This is a genomic window from Pectobacterium sp. 1950-15, from assembly GCF_037136835.1.
Lineage (GTDB): Bacteria > Pseudomonadota > Gammaproteobacteria > Enterobacterales > Enterobacteriaceae > Pectobacterium.
In genome coordinates, this window is the sequence record NZ_JBBBQR010000003.1 from 220,326 (window position 1) to 236,839 (window position 16,514).

A 16,514-nucleotide genomic window follows, 5' to 3' on the forward strand; every position below is an offset into this window, starting at 1 on the left:
CCGTCCGATCGTTGTGTTTTCGTCGTCAATAACTAGGCATCAAGCGCCAGAATAGCCATAAATGCCTCACGCGGAATGTCTCGTTTTGAGAACCCTGTATTGTGTTTTTTGTTTTCCCGTTGTTTACGGATCAGGCGCTGTTTTTGCGACAGGCTACCCTGAAAGCCTTGTGCCAATGCGCTTTTGCGTAGCGGGGGAATATCTTCGCGAGCGATGACGCGATTGCCTATTTTGGCCTGAGCAGGGACGGGATATAGCTTGCGTGGAATCACGTACTTCAACGTTTTCACGATCTCGGTTGCTCGCGGCCAGGCCTTGTGACGGGGAATGATGAAAGAGAAAGCATCAACTAACTGGCTATCAAGATAAATATCACAACGCACCAAATCGGAACGTCGGTAGCCATCTAACACATAGTCTAAGGTCGCGTAGCCTTGTGTCAGTGATTTCAGAGCATCAAAGAAGCCGAAGACCATTTCGCTGAGCGGCAATGTCCAGTTGAGTGCCACCAGACCATTATCAAGATATTGCATATCGATAAATTCCCCGCGCCGCGATGCGCCATATTCCATCAGTGTGCCAACGTAGCGCTGGGGTGAGTGAATCGTGCAGATGACATAGGGTTCTTCGACAAAATTTAACGTCTCTTCATCGGGGAAATGTGCCGGATTATCGATGGTCTGGCACTGGCCGTTATGCAATGTAACCCGATATTCCACGCTGGGCGCGGTGGCGATCACGGAGATGCCGTACTCGCGTTTGAGCCGTTCACGCACAATATCCATATGTAACATCCCAAGAAAACCACAGCGGAAACCGGCACCCAGTGAGGCGGACACATCGGGAGCCATGTGCAACGCCGCATCATTAAGCGCCAGCTTATTCATGGCGTTGCGCAGGCCTTTCAGATCGTCGTCCGCATCGGGGTAGAGCCCAGAAAATACGACAGGTTTTATTTCCTGATAGCGTGCAACCGGCTCTGTTGCGGGGCGATCGGCTAAGGTCAGCGTATCGCCCACCCGAATCGCGGCGGCATCTTTTAATCCGGCAGCGAGATAACCCACTTCACCCTTTCTCAAGACGCGACGAGGCTGGCGTTGGGGAGAAAAAACGCCGGTTTCGGTGACGTCGAAACACGTGCCGGATGACATGAAACACAGCGTTGATCCTGCCTGAACGCTGCCATCCACCACGCGAACGTGCATGATTGCGCCCTGATAGGGATCGTAATGTGAGTCAAACACCAGCGCGCGCAGCGGCGCATTAGCGATCCCTTTTGGCGCCGGGAAGCGGTGAGCAACAACACTCAGCACCGCCGCCACGCCTTCTCCGGTTCTGGCCGAGACGGACAGCACGGTAGTGATATCCAACGAAGGAATATCTGCCAACTGCTGCATTACCTGCGGCACGTTGGCCTGTGGGCTGTCGATTTTGTTCAGGACGGGCAAAATGGTTAACCCGGCTTGTTGGGCGAGATTGAGGTTGGCGATGGTTTGTGCCTGAACGCCCTGCGTGGCGTCAATCAGGAGAATGGCGCCGTCACAGGCGGCCAGACTACGGGAGACTTCCGCAGAAAAATCGACGTGCCCCGGCGTATCCACCAGATTGAACTGATACGGCTGGCCGTTTTCATCCCGATAGCGCATACACACGGTTTGCAATTTTATTGTGATGCCGCGTTCCCGCTCTATCTCCATCGAATCTAGCAGCAGCTCACGCATGTCACGTTGAGCGACGGTGGCGGTCATTTCAATAAAACGGTCGGCGAGGGTGGATTTGCCATGATCGACATGGGCAATAATGCAGAAATTACGAATCTGAGGTGTACACATAGAACAAGGCCTTTCACATCATAATGCCTGACTCGGTATCGTCGGGAGCAGGCAGAGAAATTCGCGCTGAAAAAAATTCAGCGAAGGTGAAAATCAAAAGATGTAAAAGTGAATAGCCGCAGCGATGATAGCGCGTTTTATTTTGCTGTGGCAAGTCATGATGTTTGAGGGGGGGTTGCTCCCCGAGAACGCAATACATGGTGGATGCTCCCGAGGCTATGTTTGTACTCTCTATTTATCTCTCTCTATTTATCTCTCTATCTACAATATCTCTTACACCCCCATCACACGGGCCATGATGGTCTGATGTAACCAGCGTGGCGTGGCCCAGGTCAGGAATGTTATTGCTTTATTTCCCAGCCCCGGAACAACGCTCATGCGTCCGGCCTGAAGCGCACGAATACCAGCCTGCACAACCGGTTTAGGCTGCATCATCACACGTTTTAACGCCGGGGTGAGTTTCTGTTTGGCGGTGGAGGCAAACCCGGTGTCGGACATGCCCGGACACAGCGCGGTGACAGTGATGCCGTCGCCTTTGAGCTCACGATGCAGCGCATCGGAGAACCGCAGAACGTAGGCTTTCGCCGCGGAGTAAACGGCAAAATGTTTTACGCCCTGATACGACAAGAGGCTGGCGACCATCAAAATATGGCCTTTTTGTCTGGTGCGCATATCTTCTGCAAAGAGCCGGGTTAACGCTGTCAAACTGGTGATATCCAGAGTGATCATATCCAGCGCGTCATTTAAGGGTTTATCTAAAAAGCGGCCCTGCAACCCATGGCCCGCGTTATTAATTAATGTATCGACCACAATATGTCGTTCCTGCAAGCGGCGGTGCAGATCGCTGATTGCGCTAATCACGGAAAGATCCACCTGTTCAACGATGACATCAATTTTAAAATGTTCGCGTAATTCCTCCGCGAGTATTTCAAGCTTATTGAGTCGACGCGCCACCAGAATGATCGATTTTCCTTGTGAGGCGTATTGCCGCGCGAACTCCTCGCCAAATCCGCTTGAAGCGCCTGTAATGAGCACCCAGGCATGGTTTTTTGCTGTCATGTTAATCACTCCAGTAGGTTATTGGGAACGGTACGGATGCCAACCTATGACACGTCTGTACTCAGGTTCGTGGGGGGCTATGACGTCTTCGTGGTGGTTTCCGGGGGCTGCCAGCCGCCGCCGAGCGCTTTGAATGCGGCGATGGCCGCGCGCGCCGCTTCTGTTTGGGCCTGAGCCCGAGCATCGGAAGCTTGCAGCAGGGTTTCATCGGCATGGAGGACATCAATCAGGCTGGCAGTCCCTTTCTGGTAGGCGATGAAGGACGACTGCCGCGCGCTGGTTAACGCGGTTTCCCCCGCGGTTAACGTTGCGGACTGGGTCTCGCGATTGACTACGGCCGACAAGGTGTTTTCCACATCTTCGGTCGCGCGTAATACCGACAGGCGGTAAGCCGCGAGAGCTTCGGCTTCCTGTCCTTTAGCCTGATCGATCTGAGCGTTAATGCGGCCGAAATCGAAGAGCCGCCAGCGTAGTCCCAATACGCCTGCCGATTGGCTGGCACCGCTGGAGAACAGGTTGCCGCTCGACACCGCTGTGGCGTTGCCGAGTAGTGCGTTGAGTGAGAATTTAGGATAATACTCGCTGATGGCTACCCCGATGCGGGCGTTGGACGCCGCGAGATGGCGTTCGGCCACAATAATATCCGGCCTGCGGCGTAGCAGGTCGGCAGGTGTTCCCGTTGCTATGAGCGAAGGCGGTTGTGGAATGTCACCTGAGGCAGACAGTTGGGCTTGATGCGTGCCGGGAGGCGTGCCGAGTATGACATCCAATGCGTTCATTGCGGCATCGATCCCGGTCTGGATCGCAGGCACGGTGGCCTGAACCTGCGACAGCGCGCCCTCCGTCTGACGAACCTGATACTCTGCGGCGAGCCCTTTACTGTGGAGCCGCTGTACCTTATCCAGCAGTTCTTGCTGCGTATTGACCTGCCTGTTGGCGATCGCCAGACGCGTTTGTAATCCACGCAGGGTGATATAGGTATCGGCTGTCTGAGCGGCGACGGCCAGACGAGTGGCGGCGACACCGGCTTCTGAAGCCTGATAATCAGCCAGCGCTGCCTGATGACCACGTCTTAGCCCGCCGAATACATCAATTTCCCAACTGGCGTTGAGGTCGGTTTCATAAGCATTGCCGTAACGGTTATAGCCAGGAACGGTATTGAGTAGCTGGCCTTGCGCGGTTTCAACCGACTGGTAGGCGCGGGCGGCTTGTCCGCTGATGTTGCCCGAGGGCAGCAGCGCTGCTGTTGCTGTGCCAAGCCCGGCGCGTGCCTGACGCATCCGTGCGGATGCCTGGGCCAAATCAAGATTCTGTGCAAGTGCTCTTGAAACTAACTCACTCAGTAAGGGATCATTAAAGCTTTCCCACCAGACGGCAAGGTTGGCTGCCTGAGTGACGTTTCCTTGCTCTGCTAAAGACGGTTTTACGGCAGATTGCGTCTGATAACGATCCGCGAGTGGCGCGTCTGGACGGTGATAATCCGGTCCAACGGCGCAACCCGCTATTGCACCAGTCGTTACCACCAAAGCAAGGGTACGGAGGGATAACATAGTAGTTCCTTGAGTCAAAAAGGCTGTGACCATATTACATATTGGTCACTCGTTGTCAATCAGCGTTCGGTGAGCTAAGCTTGAGAAATGACTAAACATATGAATACACCGTCCCCACGCGGGCCGTCGGACCATAGCGTTCGAGATCAGATTGTGGAAGCGGCTACTGAGCACTTCGGGCACTTTGGGTATGAGAAGACAACCGTGTCCGATCTGGCCAAAGCGATTGGCTTTTCTAAGGCCTACATCTACAAGTTTTTTGATTCTAAACAGGCTATCGGAGAGATGATTTGTACTAACCGACTGGCAAGGATCATGGATATTGTCAACGCCGCGATGGTGGATGCGCCAACGGCTTCAGAAAAGCTGAGGCGTCTGTATAAAGCCTTGATAGAAGCGGGTAGCGATTTATTTTTTCACGATCGCAAGCTTTATGAGATCGCCGCGGTATCCTCGCGCGAACGGTGGCCTTCAGCCGTTGCGTATGAAGAAAAGTTACGCCAGCTTGTTCAGCAAATTCTTCTCGAGGGACGACAGTCCGGGGAGTTTGAACGCAAGACGCCGCTGGATGAGGCGGCAGATGCCATTTATCTGGTGATGCGACCTTATGCTTGCCCTATTCAACTGCAATACAACCTGGATTCATCAGCGTCCGCTGCGGTGTTACTGCCGTCGTTAATATTGCGTAGTTTGGCACCTTAAAATTGTGACCATTGACAAATTTGGTCACTAGTCGGAGAATGCGGTTTCTGTCCTGTTAACGTGATAAGGGAACCCATGCTTCGGCTCAACTCTGCCACTCTTGCTGTTTGCCTGTTGCCTCTCGCCCTGGTGGCGTGCGGCGACGCTTCTGACGTCGACGATCCCCGCAATCAGCCTCCTTTAGTAAGAACGGCTACCGTGGTGAGCGCCGCTGAAACGTCTCGCTCGTTTACGGGGATCGTTGTTGCCCGCATTCAAAGCGATCTGGGTTTTCGGGTACAAGGCAAAATCCTTGAACGTCTGGTGGACACCGGGCAGACCGTGAAACGCGGTCAGCCTTTGATGCGCTTAGACCCTATCGATCTCAGCCTGCAGGCTCAAGCCCAACAGCAGGCCGTTACCGCGGCTCGCGCCCGCGCCAGACAGGCGACCGATGACGAAGCACGTTATCGTGGTCTGGTTGCGGCAGGTGCCATCTCCGCTTCTGCTTATGACCAGATAAAGGCTGCTGCCGAGACGGCGAAAGCCGAACTGAGCGCCACACAGGCTCAGGCGGATGTGGCGCGTAATGCTACGGGGTATGCGGTATTGATCGCTGACGCCGATGGCGTGGTGGTCGACACGCTGGCGGAACCGGGGCAGGTAGTTAGCGCAGGTCAGCCTGTCGTTCGGCTGGCGCGGGCAGGGCAACGGGAGGCGATCGTCCATTTGCCTGAGACGCTACGCCCAGCGGTTGGAAGCGAAGCGCAGGCAACCCGCTATGGAACCGAACAACAGCGTGTTCCCGCGAAACTGCGGGTGCTCTCCGATGCGGCTGATCCACTGACGCGCACTTTTGAAGCGAGGTATGTACTTGACGGTGCGCTGGCGAACGCTCCGCTTGGCTCCACTGTCACACTCGCTATTGCTGAAGATAGGCTATCTGAGCAGGCTCTTCAGGTGCCTATCGCCGCAATTTATGATGCAGGGAAAGGGCCGGGGGTATGGGGTATTGCAGGGGAACCCGCCAAGGTGTCGTGGCACCCTGTTCAGGTGCTTGGGCTCGGTGATGACACGGCAAGCGTGACCGGCGACTTACATCCCGGTGAACCGATTGTGGCGTTGGGCGCACATCTACTGCGTGATGGCGAAGAGATCCGTATGGCGGAACAGCGTGATACCAACGCGGCGGGGAACCGACCATGAGTGAGGTACGGTTCAATCTTTCGGCGCTCGCGGTGCGCGAACGCGCCATCACACTATTCCTTATCATCTTGATTACCGTGGCCGGTATTCTCTCGTTTTTTGAACTGGGGCGGGCAGAAGATCCGCCGTTCACGGTTAAACAGATGACTATTATCTCTGCATGGCCGGGAGCGACCGCGCAGGAAATGCAGGATCAGGTAGCAGAGCCGCTGGAAAAGCGTATGCAGGAGCTTAAGTGGTATGACCGCAGCGAGACCTATACGCGTCCGGGACTCTCATTCACCATGTTGTCACTGCTCGATAGTACGCCGCCTTCACAGGTACAGGAAGAGTTCTATCAGGCGCGTAAAAAACTCGGTGATGAGGCCAAAAACCTTCCGGCAGGCGTGATTGGGCCAATGGTCAACGATGAGTTCTCTGACGTGACGTTTGCGCTCTTTGCGCTGAAAGCCAAAGGCGAACCCCAGCGTTTGCTGGTGCGCGATGCCGAATCGTTGCGTCAGCGTCTGTTGCATGTGCCGGGCGTGAAGAAGGTCAATATTATCGGTGAGCAGGCGGAACGCATCTTTGTCTCGTTCTCGCATGACCGGCTGGCGACGCTGGGTATTGCTCCTCAGGACATTTTCTCCGCGCTGAACAATCAAAACGTACTCACGCCCGCGGGGTCGATTGAAACCATCGGCCCGCAGGTATTCCTTCGTTTGGACGGCGCTTTTGACACGCTGGAGAAAATTCGCGACACGCCGATCGTCGCGCAAGGGAGAACACTGAAACTGTCAGACGTGGCAACGGTTAATCGTGGCTACGACGATCCCGCGACTTTCTTGGTTCGCAATCAGGGCGAACCCGCGTTGTTGCTGGGTGTTGTGATGCGTGAGGGATGGAACGGTTTAGCGCTGGGAAAAGCGCTGGATGCAGAGACAACCCAGATCAATGAAGGCATGCCGCTGGGAATGACGTTGTCGAAGATTACCGATCAGTCTGTGAATATCAGTTCGTCTGTCGACGAATTCATGATCAAATTCTTCGTCGCGTTGCTGGTAGTGCTGGCGGTGTGTTTTGTCAGTATGGGCTGGCGTGTGGGTGTCGTTGTTGCGGCAGCAGTGCCATTGACGCTGGCTATTGTTTTCGTCGTGATGGAGGCGTCCGGTAAGAACTTCGATCGTATTACGTTAGGATCGCTGATTCTGGCGCTGGGGCTGTTGGTGGATGATGCCATTATTGCCATCGAGATGATGGTGGTGAAAATGGAGGAGGGCTATGGCCGTATCAAAGCCTCCGCCTATGCCTGGAGCCACACGGCTGCGCCGATGCTGGCAGGTACGCTAGTCACCGCCGTGGGGTTTATGCCTAACGGTTTCGCACAGTCCACTGCGGGTGAGTACACCAGCAACATGTTCTGGATCGTCGGTATTGCCCTGATTGCATCCTGGGTGGTTGCGGTAGTTTTTACGCCTTATTTAGGCGTGAAGATGCTGCCGGAAATCAAAACCGTCGAGGGGGGACACGCGGCTATTTACGACACCCGCCATTACAACCGGTTTCGTCGTTTGCTGACGCGCGTTATCGCGCGGAAATGGATGGTTGCCAGCACCGTTATTGCCGTATTTGTTGCCGCGATTCTCGGGATGGGCGTGGTCAAGAAGCAGTTTTTCCCAACCTCCGACCGGCCTGAAGTGCTGGTGGAGGTGCAGATGTCTTATGGCACGTCTATTGAGCAGACCAGCCTTGCGACGGCGAAGATCGAAAACTGGCTGAAGCAGCAGGACGAAGCAAAAATCGTTACGTCCTATATCGGGCAGGGTTCGCCGCGTTTTTATTTGGCGATGGCTCCCGAGTTACCCGACCCGTCGTTTGCGAAGATTGTCGTGCTGACGGACAGTCAGGAAGCGCGTGAAGCACTTAAATTCCGTATTCGTGACGCGGCGGCTGACGGTTTGGCACCCGAAGCGCGTATCCGTGTTACTCAACTGGTGTTTGGCCCCTATTCACCTTTTCCTGTTGCCTACCGCGTCATGGGGCCGGATCCTGCCACATTGCGTGAGATTGCCGATAAAGTGAAAGCGGTGATGCAGGCCAGCCCGATGATGAGGACGGTCAATACCGACTGGGGCCCGCGGGTGCCGACACTGCATTTCACGTTGGATCAGGATCGGTTGCAGTCGGTGGGGCTGACATCGAGTGCGGTTGCTCAGCAACTTCAATTCTTGCTCTCCGGTGTGCCGATTACGTCTGTACGTGAAGATATTCGTTCTGTGCAGGTCATGGGGCGCGCCGCGGGGGATATTCGACGCGATCCCGCAAAAATAGAAGGCTTTACGCTAGTCGGCGCTGCTGGACAACGTATTCCTCTGTTGCAGATCGGTGATGTCGAGGTGCGAATGGAAGATCCTGTGCTTCGGCGCCGGGACCGCACCCCGACGATTACCGTTCGTGGTGACATCGCCGAAACACTGCAGCCGCCGGATGTGTCCGCGATCATGGTGAAATCACTGCAGCCCATCATTGATACGCTGCCCGCCGGATACCGTATTGAGCAGGCAGGCTCGATCGAAGAATCGGCAAAAGCGACCAACGCGATGGCACCGCTGTTTCCTATCATGATTGCCATCACGCTGTTGATCATCATCCTACAGGTGCGCTCAATGTCGGCGATGGTGATGGTCTTCCTCACCGCCCCGCTGGGGCTGATTGGTGTGGTGCCAACGCTGCTGCTCTTCAACCAGCCGTTTGGTATTAATGCGCTTGTTGGACTGATCGCGCTATCGGGCATCCTGATGCGCAATACGCTGATACTGATCGGACAAATCCATCATAACGAGAAGGAAGGGCTCGATCCGTTCCATGCGGTGGTGGAAGCAACGGTGCAACGCGCTCGACCCGTGTTGCTTACGGCGATGGCGGCGATTCTGGCTTTTATTCCTCTTACCCATTCCGTCTTCTGGGGCACGCTGGCGTACACGCTGATTGGCGGGACATTAGGGGGAACCATCATGACGCTGGTATTTCTGCCGGCGATGTATGCCATCTGGTTCAAAATACGCCCGGAGAATGAGAAACACGCCGACAAACCGATATCGGTATAAGCGGTAATCCATCTGCAAAATCGCCACAGACAACACGTTGTGGCGAGAGCTATCCAGTCCGCTGGCGTGGTGCGTATTTCCACGCCAGTCATTACTGTAAGACCACCATGAGCACTGTCATTATGGCGAAAACGTATTCCTTTGAAGCCCCACGATTAACCGGAAAAATTGTCGCGCTCTTGGCGGGGCTGTCGGCCATTAGCATATTGTCTACAAACATCATTCTCCCTGCATTTCCGGATATCGGAGAGCAGCTTGGGGCGTCCCCCCGTGAACTGGGTCTGACGCTTTCCAGTTTTTTCATTACTTTCGCGCTGGCTCAATTGGTTGTCGGCCCGCTGTCGGATCGCTACGGGCGTAAGAACCTCGTTTTGGGAGGACTCTCGATATTCATTATTGGCACAGTAGTCGGCGGCCTTGCTGGCTCACTTGAAACGCTGATTGTGGGAAGAGTTATTCAGGCGCTGGGGATATGTGCTGCCGCTGTGTTAGCGCGCGCGATTGCACGTGATTTATTTGAAGGTGAAACGCTGGCGCGGGCGCTATCGCTGACGATGATCGCGACGGCGGCGGCACCTGGCTTCTCACCGCTGGTGGGAAGTGTGCTGACCACGACATTGGGGTGGCGAGCGATCTTTATACTGGTGGGACTTGCCGCTTTTGTTATCGCGGTCTTCTATGCTCATGGGCTGGGAGAAACACATCCTACCGAGCGTCGGGCTCCACACTCGGTTCCAGGCGTGATATTGGCGTACGGCAAGCTGGTTGTGAATGGGGCATTTATCCTTCCGGCACTGTCAATGAGTCTGTTGATGAGCGGATTGTTTGCCTCTTTCGGTGCTGCACCCGCGATTCTGATGAGTGGGATAGGCCTATCGTCACTTCAGGCCGGGCTCTATTTCGCCTCCACCGTGTTCGTTGTTTTTGGGGCAGGCATGGCGGCACCACGACTGGCGCATCGTTATGGCCCGAGAAGAGTGGCATCGGTGGGGCTCGCTACCGCGTTAGCCGGTGGGAGCTTGCTGCTGTTGGGGCCGGAGACTCCAGGCCTGAGCGGGTATACCTTTTCCATGATTGTATTCCTCTGGGGAATGGGCTTAGCGAATCCACTGGGAACGGCGATAACTATGGGCCCCTTTGGGAAAGAGGCGGGTCTGGCATCTGCGCTGCTTGGTTTTTTGACAATGGGAATGGCGGCGCTAACAACCTGGCTGGGCTCGGTACTGCCGTTTCCTGCCGTCACTACGCTGGGCGCGATACAGGCCGTGGCTTGTCTGATTGCACTGGTACTATTTTGCTGTGGTTCACTGGCGAGATCGAATACGCGCTCAGAGGCGTAGTGCTATAGGAAATACCCGCTTGATTAACCCGATTCGGAACCCCAGAAGGGGTTCCCGGTACCATGACAGATCTACTTTGCGACAACCTCATCATTGATGGTATAGACCGTGCAGTTGGCTGCCCCTTTACGCTGGAATGTTTCACCGCTCTTGACGGTTGTCTCAGCGGCCTCATGACCAGTTCGCGCCCAGTATGCCGTTCCCCATGCTCCGTCTTTGCCTGTCGCAAACGCTTTCTCATAAAGCCGCGCTGCTGACAGACCGGGCAACACCACTTTATCTGGAGAGGCCCAGGGCTGGCGTCTTATTGCCTCAAGCGCGGCCAGCATATATCGGGTGTCTTTTTTACCCGCCAGCTTATGCAGCGGCTGCTTACAGGAACCGCCTAAATATTCAGCCCGCCGCTTGAGTAACCGTATCCCTCCCGCAGAACGGTAACCGCAGCATAACGGTGGTGTGCAAAGGCAAGTGCTGTTGACGATGCGCGGTTTGGGTTCATTTCCTAGCGATCAAATTCGGCAGTACCCACGGTCCCATTCGTGATTATCACCACAGGGAGTGTTGTCTGGCTGACTGGGCGCGTGACAAATGCATCGAGTATGGCGGGTTTACCATTAAGGGATTATCTGAAGGCCCGAGGGGCGTGGGTTTTCGCATTGTTACGAGACAGTCGCTAAGAGACATTTGGGGGTCACTCCGTCATCGAACCAACGTGACCCCAAATCTGACCACCTGATTCTTCCGATGCGGAGAGAAAACGGAATGTGCACCGAAGATACTTTTTCACGTGAGGGCATTGAATCAAATGATAAAAGCAAAAATCCCGCTTAAGTTGCCTTAAGCGGGATTTTCTAAATTTGGCTCCTCTGACTGGACTCGAACCAGTGACATACGGATTAACAGTCCGCCGTTCTACCGACTGAACTACAGAGGAATCGGTTAAGTGCGATGGATAATAGCGGGAGCGTTTCGGGTTGTCAAAGGGTGTTATCGCTCGAGGTGTTTGATTGCCGAACTAATAACCAACATATTGAAATTATTGCTCAAGTTGAGCACAGGAAAGCCGTGAGACGCGTCGATTAGCGGGCAAGCTTGCACTCTAAAATAGCAGGGTTTGCTTTAGGATGGTGCAGACGAGTATTGGGCCAGAGGCTGATTCTTCAGACAAAATCAGGGAGGTTGGTTAGCAGAATCATTGCTTTTCCTTATTTTACCCGTGGCTTATCAATGAGGTATCACTTTTTCTTAGGAATAGGGACATAATATGGCGCGCTTTTTGCTACCTCTTTAGAGTAATTACTCAGGAGGCAGACATGAATCTTAGACGGCTCAAATATTTTGTGAAAATCGTTGATATCGGTAGCCTGACGCAGGCTGCTGAGTTGTTGCATATTGCACAACCGGCGCTGAGCCAGCAGGTCGCGACGCTGGAGAGTGAACTCGAAAAACAGCTACTGGTGCGGAGTCGGCGCGGTGTGACGCCTACCGAGGCGGGGAAAATTCTTTATTCTCACGCACAGACGATATTGTCACAGTGTGAACAGGCAAAGGATGCGGTGAGTGGCGCACGACAATCAATGAGTGCGTAAGCGTTAACGATTAAGGCCAGCTGTTCCCCGATGGCTGGCTATTCCATCTGACTTTCTTTTCTGATGTTCTGTCAGAATTCGATGTGTTTTTATTTTTTCGTGAACTTCATCACAATTTATCGCATTATCGATCTTCTTCTCACAGAGAACTTCGTTCTTAAAAATAAAATGGTTTTTTAGTTTTTTTATTTATTTGGTTTATTTATATGCACCTTCATTTTATTGCCGCAGTGTGAATATGATTTCCTTAAAATGGTAATAGACACTAGCGATCAGGCCATTCACAGTGTTACATTAATCTTCGTTATGTTTTCTCTAATCCTGTTCGTCATGGCAGGTGTTGCCTTATGGGTGTATGACGGTTATTTTTTTGATTAAGGAGTTCAAATGAATAATATCCTCTCTCATCTTTTAATAAAGCTGGCAGAAAAAGAAGTTGGAGAAAAAGCGCTTAATGCGAAGATTGAATCGTTAGAGATGCTGATTTCTGCTATTGTTTCAACATTTGATGACAGTAAAATCAATGAGTTAAATAAGAAGATAGAAGGTGTGGTTGCTGATGCTTCTCAGCGGAAGGATGACCATAATTCCTTAGCTTTCGAACTATTGGCAAAAAACATCAATCGAATCACAACCGTTTCATTACGAGAATAACTTTCTTATATATCAATGGTAACGACATTAATTGATCGCATATTAATTTTCGCATATCCAATTGAGAATTATTTATATTCAATAATAGAGAATACTTGTGCTATGGGTGATTTTGCTGAAAAAAATTGAAGGCGCTGACGTTGTCCGCGCCTTTCTTGCATTTATACGCTTTACTTCATGTCAACAGCCTGCTTTTTCCGACGAATAAACTGATAAGCAATAGCCAGAACAATAAACCACAGCGGCGTGACAATGAGCGCCTGCCGTGTATCTGGCTGTAATGTTAACAGCACAATAACAAAAGCGAAAAAGGCCAAACATACCCAGCACATGAAAATACCCAATGGCATTTTATAGGATGACTCGGCATGTAGCTGAGGACGTTTTTTACGGTAGGTCAGGTAAGAGCACAGGATGATGCTCCAGATGAACATGAATAAAATTGCGGAGACAGTGGTCACCAGCGTAAAGACGGTCATCACGTTCGGAATCAGGTAGATCAGCACTACGCCGGAAAGCAAACAAATACAGGAAAACATCAGTCCAGCCGAAGGCACTGCGCGTTTAGAGAGCATACCGAAGCTTTTCGGTGCATCGCCTTGTTTAGCCAGACCAAAGAGCATGCGGCTGGTGGAGAAAACGCCGCTATTCGCTGAGGATGCCGCAGACGTCAGGACGACGAAGTTGATCATACTGGCAGCCGCAGGTAAGCCGACAAGCACGAACATTTCCACGAAAGGACTACGATCTGCCGTGATCGCGCCCCAGGGCGTGACGGACATAATCATGATTAGCGCAAAAACATAAAACATAATGATGCGAATCGGGATAGCGTTAATCGCCCGCGGCAATACAACTTTCGGGTTTTTCGTTTCAGCAGCCGTTGTACCCACCAGTTCGATGCCGACAAAGGCGAATACGGCTATCTGGAACCCTGCGAAGAAACCGCTTATTCCTTTGGGGAACATGCCGCCATCATTCCAGAGGTTGGTAAAAGAGGCGACGTTGCCTGACGGAGAAGAGAATTGCATCATGACCAGCACAGCGCCAACTGCGATTAACGCAACGATGGCGACAATTTTTATCATGGCAAACCAGAATTCCATCTCACCAAACAGTTTCACGGTTGCCAGATTGAGCGTAAGTAAGAGCAGCACGCAAAGCAGGGACGAAACCCACTGTGATAAATCGGGGAACCAGAACTGAGAGTAGGCGCTAATCGCGACGACATCGGCGATCCCGGTTACGACCCAGCAGAACCAGTAAGTCCAGCCAGTGAAGAAACCAGCCCATGGCCCGAGCAGGTCGGCCGCGAAGTCACTGAATGACTTATAGTTGAGGTTGGAGAGTAATAGCTCTCCCATTGCGCGCATAACGAAAAACAGCATAAAGCCAATGATCATATAAACGAAGATGATCGACGGGCCTGCCATGCTGATTGTTTTGCCTGAGCCCATGAATAGCCCAGTCCCGATTGCTCCGCCGATGGCGATGAGCTGAATATGACGATTAGTCAGATTCCGTTGCAGTCCCTCTCCCTGTTCAGGGGCAAGGTCTGCGGCTTCTTTTGATTGTTCGGCCATTTAAGTACACGTTCCTGTTTCTGTCTGTGATGTTTTTTTGAGCTCTTTGGTGGCTCTCGTTTGCGAAAATCGAAACAAATAAGATAGCGCAACCGCGGTACTTATTACAGCGGATGTCTGAGATAGCCAGGCATAAAGAGGGCAGATAATGATGTAAAGTGATGCTGTATATTTTTCGCCCTAAAATGAAGAGGATATAAAACGCTGAGAGGCCGAGATAAATAGGTTGAGTAGGTTAACAAATTTACCAATCGCTAACAATGCTATTATCGTGCATAAAAAATTAATATGAAGTGTTTGACAGACGAGTCAGGGAGGAGAATAATCCTCCCCGTTGGGTCGTTAGCTCAGTTGGTAGAGCAGTTGACTCTTAATCAATTGGTCGCAGGTTCGAACCCTGCACGACCCACCAACAATATCAAAAGCTTACAGTAATTTTTCCTATTTGTTATTATTGTTTTTCTTTTTAGTTAGCTTTTCTTTAATTATATCCTTTCTTAAATTCATTCGTATTTTCTGCGTTATTTTATTATTCTCTGATTTTTTATTTTATCTTGTTTCTTTCACGGTTTTTCTTGCTTAATAGATCGGGTTTTCTCTGGCGTGTTTTTATTCAGAGGGCACGTTAACGTCGGCGAAGATATAACGGGCTGATGGTATTGTTGAAACTCACGCTCTGTCTGATGAAGGCGTGCCTCACGCGTCCTGAAGAGTCGTGATAAAGTGCTATGCTTAACAGACGGGATAGTCGATAGAGCGTAATAATGATGTTGCGGGTTGAACTGCTCTAAATAATTCGGGTTACAGGTAACATGTTCACGCGCAAGGCGTTTGCCCTTTAGGACGAAACACGCAGAAGTACACATCAGTGTGCCGAGTCGCGTAGCCAGCGCGTATGTAGCTTGAGTATGACGAGTTTGCACAGGGCTGTGTTCACACCACTGGGGCGGCGTTTAGAGGTAGCTGGAGTTTCCTGGTTAGCCATAAGCAAGTTTCTGCTTGATTTCGGAGGGGTTCATATGGGATTCGAAAAATTACTGGCTGTCATAGAAAAAAGTCACCAGGATCCAAAATCGGTTGTCTCGTTGTCTGAACTGAGCCAGGCAATCCATGAGATAATTTGTACTGAAAGTTCGAAAGAGTACAAAATAAATGAATGCTTCACCGAGCTGAGAGAACTGGTTGATGAAAGAAAAGCACTCTCGAGGAAACAGTTCTTGGATAAAGCGTTGGTGACGGAATTAACGCAATATAAAAAGAAAGAAGAGGCACTACTTTTGAAACTCATCAGCATTAAATAGACGAGAGTCTCTATTTTTAATCCGTAAAGCAATGCTAAATATCACTACACCGCCAGAGCAAATAATTAACATGGCGGTGTAGCAAATAGTGCTATTTACGGTAGCTGGTTTTGATTTGTTTAATCGTGTTATCAAAAACAGCGGCTTGCTCGGTATCTTCCAACTGAGCAATATATCTTTCCATATTGATGATAACTTTACCGGCGTCTGCCTGGCCGATTGATTTTAATAACAGCGTCACCATTGCCTTCAGGCAGGTAACCTCATGGGCCAGTGTTTCAGCGGATGCGGCAGTAGAAAAATCTGCGTTGCTCATGTTTTCTCCTCAACAAGAAAAAGATGTTTTTCGTCGCCTGCTGCGGGCGTTACCGCTGGTGCGACAGGCAGAACCAGATAGACGGGAGTATACCATAAAGCATATTGTGGATTGATATTATTCGCGGATAACGCCATTTTAGTGACTGTTTTTTATGCATTTAACTTATTAAAAGAGCGTCTATATTCTTGGCGTTTTTTCGTGGTAAAGGCTATAGATGTGTTTCGTTTAATACATATGATGTTCACTATGGACGTGCTTCACTGAATATATTATTTGTATAATAAATCGGTAGGCGATGATAAAATATCTAATGA

General features: G+C 51.6%; 12 protein-coding genes, 2 tRNA genes and 1 pseudogene. 8 read left to right on the top strand and 7 right to left on the bottom strand.

What is annotated here, in order from left to right; translation table 11 throughout:
* Positions 1-32 precede the first annotated feature (32 nt).
* From lepA to WCT94_RS05055, 3 genes are all read right to left on the bottom strand, one after another.
* Positions 33-1,832 (bottom strand): translation elongation factor 4, encoded by a 1,800-nt coding sequence (gene lepA, locus WCT94_RS05045; RefSeq protein ID WP_336868309.1) that lies wholly within the window; start codon positions 1,830-1,832, stop codon positions 33-35.
* A gap of 273 nt (positions 1,833-2,105) precedes the next feature.
* Positions 2,106-2,891 carry an SDR family NAD(P)-dependent oxidoreductase gene (locus WCT94_RS05050; protein WP_336868311.1) on the bottom strand — a complete coding sequence of 262 codons (786 nt, stop codon included), beginning with the start codon at positions 2,889-2,891 and terminating at the stop codon, positions 2,106-2,108.
* A 77-nt stretch (positions 2,892-2,968) separates the two neighbouring features.
* Positions 2,969-4,441, bottom strand: a complete 1,473-nt coding sequence (locus WCT94_RS05055; RefSeq protein WP_336868312.1) for an efflux transporter outer membrane subunit — start codon at positions 4,439-4,441, stop codon at positions 2,969-2,971.
* Between the two features lie 87 nt (positions 4,442-4,528).
* On the opposite strand from WCT94_RS05055, the gene WCT94_RS05060 reads away from it, so the two are divergent.
* The 4 genes from WCT94_RS05060 to WCT94_RS05075 all read left to right on the top strand — a co-directional run bounded on the left by WCT94_RS05060 (position 4,529) and on the right by WCT94_RS05075 (position 10,754).
* Positions 4,529-5,143: a TetR/AcrR family transcriptional regulator gene (locus tag WCT94_RS05060; protein WP_336868314.1), complete on the top strand. Its 615-nt coding sequence runs from the start codon at positions 4,529-4,531 to the stop codon at positions 5,141-5,143.
* Between the two features lie 75 nt (positions 5,144-5,218).
* A complete protein-coding gene (locus tag WCT94_RS05065) occupies positions 5,219-6,328 on the top strand; it encodes an efflux RND transporter periplasmic adaptor subunit (protein WP_336868315.1) in 1,110 nt (369 codons plus the stop codon).
* Positions 6,325-9,414 (top strand): efflux RND transporter permease subunit, encoded by a 3,090-nt coding sequence (locus tag WCT94_RS05070; RefSeq protein WP_336868316.1) that lies wholly within the window; start codon positions 6,325-6,327, stop codon positions 9,412-9,414. The genes WCT94_RS05065 and WCT94_RS05070 overlap by 4 nt, the downstream gene beginning before the upstream one ends.
* Before the next feature lie 122 nt (positions 9,415-9,536).
* Complete coding sequence (locus WCT94_RS05075) at positions 9,537-10,754, top strand: multidrug effflux MFS transporter (protein WP_336868483.1); 1,218 nt, start codon at positions 9,537-9,539, stop codon at positions 10,752-10,754.
* A gap of 71 nt (positions 10,755-10,825) precedes the next feature.
* Here WCT94_RS05075 and WCT94_RS05080 read toward each other — a convergent pair whose 3' ends face one another.
* Both WCT94_RS05080 and WCT94_RS05085 read right to left on the bottom strand, forming a co-directional pair.
* The gene (locus tag WCT94_RS05080) at positions 10,826-11,083 is read right to left on the bottom strand and encodes a hypothetical protein (protein WP_336868318.1); all 258 of its coding nucleotides are present in this window, start codon (positions 11,081-11,083) and stop codon (positions 10,826-10,828) included.
* Positions 11,084-11,612: 529 nt separating this feature from the next.
* Positions 11,613-11,688 (bottom strand) — tRNA-Asn (locus tag WCT94_RS05085).
* A gap of 379 nt (positions 11,689-12,067) precedes the next feature.
* On the opposite strand from WCT94_RS05085, the pseudogene WCT94_RS05090 reads away from it, so the two are divergent.
* Positions 12,068-12,337, top strand: a pseudogene (locus WCT94_RS05090) (LysR family transcriptional regulator); the annotation flags it as partial.
* 393 nt (positions 12,338-12,730) lie between these two features.
* Entirely contained in the window at positions 12,731-12,997 is a 267-nt protein-coding gene (gene iraP / locus WCT94_RS05095) for an anti-adapter protein IraP (protein WP_075278214.1), read from the top strand.
* 170 nt (positions 12,998-13,167) lie between these two features.
* On the opposite strand, the gene cycA is transcribed toward iraP, so the two are convergent.
* Entirely contained in the window at positions 13,168-14,580 is a 1,413-nt protein-coding gene (gene cycA / locus WCT94_RS05100) for a D-serine/D-alanine/glycine transporter (RefSeq protein ID WP_336868320.1), read from the bottom strand.
* 336 nt (positions 14,581-14,916) lie between these two features.
* On the opposite strand from cycA, the gene WCT94_RS05105 reads away from it, so the two are divergent.
* A tRNA-Lys gene (locus WCT94_RS05105) sits at positions 14,917-14,992 on the top strand.
* 517 nt (positions 14,993-15,509) lie between these two features.
* Positions 15,510-15,881 (top strand): hypothetical protein, encoded by a 372-nt coding sequence (locus WCT94_RS05110; RefSeq protein WP_336868321.1) that lies wholly within the window; start codon positions 15,510-15,512, stop codon positions 15,879-15,881.
* Between the two features lie 91 nt (positions 15,882-15,972).
* Here WCT94_RS05110 and WCT94_RS05115 read toward each other — a convergent pair whose 3' ends face one another.
* Positions 15,973-16,197 (bottom strand): DUF2594 family protein, encoded by a 225-nt coding sequence (locus WCT94_RS05115; RefSeq protein ID WP_336868322.1) that lies wholly within the window; start codon positions 16,195-16,197, stop codon positions 15,973-15,975.
* Between the last annotated feature and the right edge of the window lie 317 nt (positions 16,198-16,514).

What these genes read in the sequence shown, in the direction of transcription:
- cycA (WP_336868320.1), bottom strand. Translation starts at nt 14,580, where the DNA reads ATGGCCGAACAATCAAAAGAAGCCGCAGACCTTGCCCCTGAACAGGGA.
- WCT94_RS05050 (WP_336868311.1), bottom strand. Translation starts at nt 2,891, where the DNA reads ATGACAGCAAAAAACCATGCCTGGGTGCTCATTACAGGCGCTTCAAGC.
- WCT94_RS05055 (WP_336868312.1), bottom strand. Translation starts at nt 4,441, where the DNA reads ATGTTATCCCTCCGTACCCTTGCTTTGGTGGTAACGACTGGTGCAATA.
- lepA (WP_336868309.1), bottom strand. Translation starts at nt 1,832, where the DNA reads ATGTGTACACCTCAGATTCGTAATTTCTGCATTATTGCCCATGTCGAT.
- iraP (WP_075278214.1), top strand. Translation starts at nt 12,731, where the DNA reads ATGAATAATATCCTCTCTCATCTTTTAATAAAGCTGGCAGAAAAAGAA.
- WCT94_RS05115 (WP_336868322.1), bottom strand. Translation starts at nt 16,197, where the DNA reads ATGAGCAACGCAGATTTTTCTACTGCCGCATCCGCTGAAACACTGGCC.
- WCT94_RS05075 (WP_336868483.1), top strand. Translation starts at nt 9,537, where the DNA reads ATGGCGAAAACGTATTCCTTTGAAGCCCCACGATTAACCGGAAAAATT.
- WCT94_RS05065 (WP_336868315.1), top strand. Translation starts at nt 5,219, where the DNA reads ATGCTTCGGCTCAACTCTGCCACTCTTGCTGTTTGCCTGTTGCCTCTC.
- WCT94_RS05060 (WP_336868314.1), top strand. Translation starts at nt 4,529, where the DNA reads ATGACTAAACATATGAATACACCGTCCCCACGCGGGCCGTCGGACCAT.
- WCT94_RS05080 (WP_336868318.1), bottom strand. Translation starts at nt 11,083, where the DNA reads ATGCTGGCCGCGCTTGAGGCAATAAGACGCCAGCCCTGGGCCTCTCCA.
- WCT94_RS05070 (WP_336868316.1), top strand. Translation starts at nt 6,325, where the DNA reads ATGAGTGAGGTACGGTTCAATCTTTCGGCGCTCGCGGTGCGCGAACGC.